Origin of the sequence: Halobacillus sp. BBL2006 (genome assembly GCF_000786645.1) — a bacterium.
Lineage (GTDB): Bacteria > Bacillota > Bacilli > Bacillales > Halobacillaceae > Halobacillus.
On the sequence record NZ_JRNX01000198.1, the window covers coordinates 1 to 6,525 of the forward strand.

The 6,525-nt window shown below is 37.2% G+C and carries 6 protein-coding genes; 3 read left to right on the forward strand and 3 right to left on the reverse strand.

Features of this window, described 5'->3' with window-relative positions; translation table 11 throughout:
* Both LD39_RS06935 and LD39_RS06940 read left to right on the forward strand, forming a co-directional pair.
* The coding region (locus LD39_RS06935) for a cation:proton antiporter regulatory subunit (protein ID WP_035544453.1) at positions 1-323 on the forward strand (323 nt) is incomplete at its 5' end.
* A gap of 119 nt (positions 324-442) precedes the next feature.
* Complete coding sequence (locus LD39_RS06940) at positions 443-1,171, forward strand: LAGLIDADG family homing endonuclease (protein WP_052158758.1); 729 nt, start codon at positions 443-445, stop codon at positions 1,169-1,171.
* A 398-nt stretch (positions 1,172-1,569) separates the two neighbouring features.
* On the opposite strand, the gene LD39_RS06945 is transcribed toward LD39_RS06940, so the two are convergent.
* Entirely contained in the window at positions 1,570-2,292 is a 723-nt protein-coding gene (locus LD39_RS06945) for a citrate/2-methylcitrate synthase (RefSeq protein ID WP_081988356.1), read from the reverse strand.
* A gap of 258 nt (positions 2,293-2,550) precedes the next feature.
* On the opposite strand from LD39_RS06945, the gene LD39_RS06950 reads away from it, so the two are divergent.
* On the forward strand, positions 2,551-3,432 hold the full coding sequence (locus tag LD39_RS06950) for a LysR family transcriptional regulator (RefSeq protein WP_035544455.1): 882 nt from the start codon (positions 2,551-2,553) through the stop codon (positions 3,430-3,432).
* A 224-nt stretch (positions 3,433-3,656) separates the two neighbouring features.
* On the opposite strand, the gene LD39_RS06955 is transcribed toward LD39_RS06950, so the two are convergent.
* Positions 3,657-4,820, reverse strand: a complete 1,164-nt coding sequence (locus LD39_RS06955) for a glycosyltransferase family 1 protein (protein ID WP_035544456.1) — start codon at positions 4,818-4,820, stop codon at positions 3,657-3,659.
* A 13-nt stretch (positions 4,821-4,833) separates the two neighbouring features.
* Entirely contained in the window at positions 4,834-5,982 is a 1,149-nt protein-coding gene (locus tag LD39_RS06960; RefSeq protein WP_035544458.1) for an NAD-dependent epimerase/dehydratase family protein, read from the reverse strand.
* Positions 5,983-6,525 lie beyond the last annotated feature (543 nt).

The following is a 6,525-nucleotide window of genomic DNA, read 5'->3' on the forward strand; positions in this document are numbered from 1 at the left end:
CTTCAAATATCGGCGGGAAACGTATGGCTACAGCCATTACAAAACCGGTAAGTGTGGAATATGTAGAGACAATTCTTCACGACCATCAAAATGATTATAATATTGAGGAGATTCTTATCGGCAATACCTCTTCTTTACTTGGTAAATCATTGGAAGAATCAAAAATAAGACAAACCTACGGAGTTAATATTGTTGCTATAAAGCGTAATGACCGTATCATTAGCAATCCTGAAGGTACCGAGGCACTGCAAGAGAATGATTTATTAATTGTTTTTGCTACATCTGATCAACTGAAACGATTTGAAAAAGCAGCTACTTTATAATTGAGTAGCTGCTTTTTTGCTTCATAATCTATGAAGTATTTTGGCAAAGTGCTAATTATTAGGTGTTAGAACATATGTTCGGTATAATAGAAACATGAAGAGGAGGGTGCTGATTTTAATTGAGAAAGCGTGTATTAACAGATCAAGAAGTTATTGAATTGTACCAAAATGGTGAGCGGACTGCTGAAATTGCAGAGAAGGCAAATGTATCAGCCCGGTTGATTAACTCGGTGTTACGTAAACACAATGTTGAACGTAGACCGAAAGGCAGCTGGAGACGCAAATATGAAGTAAATGAACATTACTTCAGAACTTGGTCGAATAACATGGCATATATTTTAGGTTTTTTTGCAGCAGATGGAAACATTCCTAAAGAAACACAATTAGTCAGCTTTGCACAAAAGGAATTCAGTATCTTAGAAGACATAAAAAATGAGTTGGAGTCTAGTCATCCCATAAGAAGAAATGAAAAGATCGGTGTTCATTTATTAACGATTAATAGTAAAATAATGCGTACGGACTTAATTGAACTTCATGGATTGCAGCCTAATAAATCTCTTAAACTCAAGTTTCCACACATCCCACCAAATCATATTAGCCACTTTGTTAGGGGCTATTTTGATGGTGATGGATATGTTAACTATCAAAAGAAGCAAGTATGCATTGTTTGTGGATCTCAAGAGTTTTTAGATGCTTTGCAAAGCTTGATAAATATGAAAGGTATAAAGAGCAGTTTAGCTACTACAAAAAGTTATTCCAGAATCTACATTAATGGACGTAAGTCAATCAAGCAATTTGCAGACTGGATATATAGTGACAGCGATCTTTTTTTATCCAGGAAATTGTAAGAGTTTAATAAGGAAAAGTTACAAGTCGGTGATTTAACAGATAGAAAACTAAGCATGACACGAATAGCAGTCGCAGAAAGAAAACAGAAGTTTCTTGAGTGTATCATGATTGGTAATGATATCGATAAAGCATGTAAGGCTATTGGAGTGCATCAAAGCACATATAGAAGATGGCTAAAAAATGATACGATATTTCATAAAAAAATTAAAATGGCTACAACTAAATACAATATCTTTTAATTAGAGATAGCAAGGAGAGGAGAATAATATTTCTCCTCAATTTTTTAAATTTAAAACTAGTTAACATAATATATATTCTAGGTAGTTGTAATGAAAATATAAATTCTGTCTCAATTCCTAAGTATACTTATGATAATGAGACAGAATTTGGAATTTTACTAAAGTGGCTTATAATGCGCATTTGGTCTAAAAATTACATTATTATTCGATTGCTCTTTAATATGTGAAATCCAGCCAACCATTCGGCTGCAGCAAAATATTGATGTGAATAATTCATCTGGAATTCCAATAGCTTTCATTATTGCAGCTGCATAAAATTCCACATTAGCGTAAAGATTTCTTCCAGGTTTCAGCTGTTGCAATTCTCTGACCGTTTCTTTTTCTACGTTCAATGTAAAATCTGCCCAGTCAGGTTTTGGATCCATCGAATTAAATTGTACTTTTAACGCTTCAGCTCTAGGATCCTTAGTTTTATAAACCCTATGGCCAAATCCCATTATTTTCTCTCCATTGAGAAGCTTTTGGATGATGACCTCGCTTACCGTAGATTGTTTTACTTCATTTAGATACAAATTTACCCCCGTTGGTGCACCGCCATCTAATGGTCCTTTTAAAGCACCAATTGCTGCGATCACCGCAGAATAAACATCACTCTGTGTTGATGCGACGACTCTTGCAGCGAATGTTGATGCGTTTAAACCATGCTCTGCAGTAAGAATCATATAAGCCTCTAACGCAGCTACTTCATCCTTGGATGTTTTCTCACCAAAAAGCATATATAACAAGTTGGAGACATGATCCAAGTTTGGTTTCGGTTCTATTTTATCTAATCCAAGCTTTTTTCTATAAGCATAGGCAACAATTGTCGGTATCTTTGCAATTAACCTTACCCTTCATCAAGATCGATTGGCCAGGAATCTTCTGATTGATCTAAAAATAATATCGCTGACCGAACCACTGTGACTGAGGACTGGTATGGAATGATTAAATCCAACTGTTTTTTTATTTCTTCACTGAGATATCTGTTCTCAATTAAAGTTTGTGAAAAAAGTTCAAGTTCTTCATAACTTGGGAAATCAATAAATAAAATTAAGTAATAGTTATCTTATCGATAATTAATAGTTATTGGAGGGCTTTGTATGGATTTTAAATGGCTGCGAACATTTTTATTAGCAGCTGAAGAGTTGAACTTTCGCAAGGTCGCTGAACAATTGTTTATTACCCAGCCTGCTGTCAGCCTTCATATTCGACAATTAGAAGATCATTTAGGAGCAAAACTTTTTCAAAAGAAAGGCAGACACATTCAGTTGACTGAGTTCGGAAAAAAGTTTCGAGTTGACGCACACGATTTACTTAATCATTACGATTCGATGATTCAACGCGTGAATCGTAGACAACAAGGGTATGATTCTACCCTTTCTATTGCGATGACCCCTTTATTAGTAGAAAGCGTATTCCCAACTATAATTAGAAAGTATACTGAGCTCTATCCAAATTTAGAATTGTCCATCAAAGTCGTTGATTCTTCCAGTCTGCAAAAGTTGGTTGAAGCCTCTGAAGTTGAACTGGCTTTTTCCTGTTTACCAGCTCTTTATTCGAACCTTGTTTGTGAAAAACTCTTAGAAGAAAAAATATCGCTTGTTGCGGTGCACGATAGATGGGATGAAGAGACTGCCCCTCCTCTTGATGCAATTGAAATTTTATCAAGCTCAACAATCTTTACAGATCATCACCCCGCTTATTGGGGCCGGTTAAAACGAGATATTCAAAATCAGTTATCTAGTTATCGATTTCTCCCTGTTTCTCAATCACATGTGGTTAAACGATTTATTTTAGAAGGAATGGGTGTTTCATTCTTACCATCCCTCATCACAAGACGTGAAATTAAGGAAGGACGATTAATGAAGATTGACACCCCATTTCTTGAATTACCAAGTTCAGCAATCTATGTGTTGTATCAAAATCAAAACTCGAAAGAACAACGCTTTGTTCGCTTCGTGGAACAGTTCCAGATGACTTAATAATTGTTGTTTTTTAAATTAGTTTCGGAGTTGCTACTAAGTTTGAAGTGGAAGTAGTAATGAAGAAATATGCTTTAAATACTAGGGTTCGAACGTTTGTTCGCTTTTATTGTAGTTGGTTTGCTTATTGTGTTCGGAGTTACTACTATGTATGAATATAGAGGTTCGATGCTGCTTACTGAAGATTGCTCAGTTTTAAATGCAAATGAAAAGTCACAGAGTGATTACTCTGTGACCTTAACCTTTGATTTCTTAGAAGAATTCGCTTGATTCTTTTGGAATACTCTTAGAGTTTCATGATAATAATCAAGGATTTGTTCAGAAGGTTTTTGCCAACTATGCTTTTCTGCTTCTATGCGTGCATTTGCACAAAGTGTTTGGTACAAGTCTTCATCTTCAAGTCGATTAATCGCTTCGATCATAGTCTCAGTGTTTTCATTTTCAAAAAGCAATCCGGTCTTCCCGTCCTCTACCTGTTCCATGGTCGGCCCGCTTTTGGCAGCGATTACTGGCAAACCTGAGGCCATTGATTCCAAAATAACGAGCCCTAATGTTTCTGTAACAGATGGAAAGATTAGTGCATCTGAAGAAGAAAACGCTTGAGCGAGCTCTTCCCCGTGTAAAAGGCCAGTAAAGACCGTGTTGGTACCACTGAAGGTTTCTTCCAGTTGATTTTTCACAGGACCATCACCGACGATTGCTAATGAAATATCATCCCTCTGATCTAATAAGGGCTTAATCTTGTGGATTTCTTTTTCAGCTGCTAAACGCCCGACGAAAACAAGAAGTTTGTTCTCAGGTTTTCCGTTAGATAAACGGTTTCTCATTTCCTCGTTCTTGTGACGTGGGTGGTAATGATCGACCGCTACTCCTCTGTCCCATACGCTTACATTATGGAAGTTTTTAGCATCAAGCTCATTCTTTATGGCATTTGAAGTACACAAGTTCACATCTGCGAAGTTATGAAGCTTACGGAAGTACCACCAGACTGCAGGTTTAAGTGGATATAGGCGATAGTAATCCATATATTTCGGTACATGAGTATGATAAGAAGCGATCAACGGGTAGTTAAGCTTGCTTGCATAATATACTCCTGAAACACCTACAAATGCCGGGTTAACAACATGAACCAAATCTGGATCATGTTTAATTAATAAATCTTTTACCTTTCTTTGCGGCATGGAAAATTCCTTAGACCGATAAAAAGGCAGAACAGTCGTTTTGACCCCTTCAACAATCGCCCCTTCATACTCCTTCACACCAAGGTCTGGAGCTATGACGATTACTTCATGCTCTTGAGCTCGTAGATATTTAATTGCTTCTTTTAACCTTGTAACGACTCCATCTGTTGATGGGAGGAAGGTTTCTGTAATAATGGCGATTTTCAAAGCGGAAAACTCCTTACTTCCAAGTAATTGATGGCAAAACGTTTTCTACGATAATACGGTCTTTATGCTCGACAGCAGTACGTAGAATATCACGAATGACATCATCCGTCAGTAGATGCGGCTCCAGGCCTAAATCACGAAGTTTCGTGTTAACTGCATTATAGTAATGGTCTTCATTTTCAATACGTGGGTTCTCGATCTTCTTAACTTCCGTATTAAGACCTTCTTCTTTTGCGATGTTTTGCACACGTTCGGCCAGCTCTTGAACGGAGAACCATTCAGTAAATTGGTTGAATACGCGGAATTCTCCTTTATCTGCAGGGTTTTCAGCGGCAATTTCCACACAGCGCACGGTATCTTCAATATTCAAGAACGCACGTGTTTGTCCACCTGTACCATAAACAGTGATATCATGACCAATCGCTGCTTGATTGATGAAACGGTTCAATGCTGTACCGAATACACCGTCATAGTCCACACGGTTAGCAAGCATTGGATCCAGCTTTGTTTCTTCGGTATGTAGACCATACACGATCCCTTGGTTCAAATCTGTGGCACGAATTCCCCAGATCTTACAAGCAAACATGATATTATGGCTATCATGCACTTTTGAAAGGTGATAGAAAGAACCTGGTTGTTTTGGATAAGGAAGAACGTCTTTACGCCCTTTATGTTCAATCTCGATATATCCTTCTTCGATGTCGATGTTTGGTGTACCATATTCGCCCATTGTACCTAACTTGATGAGATGACATTCTGGTGCGAATTCTTTGATCGCATATAGTACGTTTAGGTTCCCCATAACATTATTCGTCTGAGTATATACAGCATGCTCACGGTCAATCATGGAATATGGAGCTGAACGCTGCTCAGCAAAGTGAACAAATGCTTCTGGTTCCACTTGACGGAACACTTCACTTAGGAAATCATAATGATTCAAGTCACCGATGAAAGTTTTGATTTCTTTACCACTGACTTCTTTCCATTTGGCTACGCGATCCTCAAGAGAAGCGATCGGTGTTACAGAATTGGAACGAAGCTCATCGTCAATCTTTCTGCGTGCTAAATTATCTACGATGGTTACATCATGTCCTTGCTTGGATAGGTACAATGCGGTCGGCCAACCGCAAAAACCATCTCCTCCTGCTACGATAATTCTCATAATCTACCTCCTAGTTACATCTTGCATAATCATATTCCCTATATAGAATAACATTGTTTACTCTAAGCATGGTAATGAAATCATAGGATCATCATTCTCAGGATATTCTACAATATTCGGGAAACTCTTTCGTTTTTGACTTTACCATTAATTCGCTGTTGAAACAATTAATATATTGTTAAACCCTAAGGATGACGCAAATTGCTAAAATTTTTTGGTTTTTTATAAAACCTTCAAGTCACCCCCGGTCATTATGGTTATTATACTCAATAGTGTTGTTTTCATTTCTTCGCTCAGGATTTACTTTAAAAAAGCTTTACAGAGCATACTGTATTCTTCTGAAAATACTCCAAACAAGCATAACTTTCTTTGCTACATTTCCATATCATTGATTGATTTAACCATGTTCATCTCTCTAAAATTGAAATCCTGTACTAAAAACGTCCAAGTCATAGATAGACCTGGACGTTTCGAAGATCTTATTCAGATTTGGATGAATGTTCGTGCTTGATTTCAGTCTCTTCATCAAAAGAAAGGTCTTCT

Excerpts from the sequence above, each read along its gene's own strand:
- LD39_RS06960 (WP_035544458.1), bottom strand. The coding sequence starts at position 5,982 with ATGAGAATTATCGTAGCAGGAGGAGATGGTTTTTGCGGTTGGCCGACC.
- LD39_RS06950 (WP_035544455.1), top strand. The coding sequence starts at position 2,551 with ATGGATTTTAAATGGCTGCGAACATTTTTATTAGCAGCTGAAGAGTTG.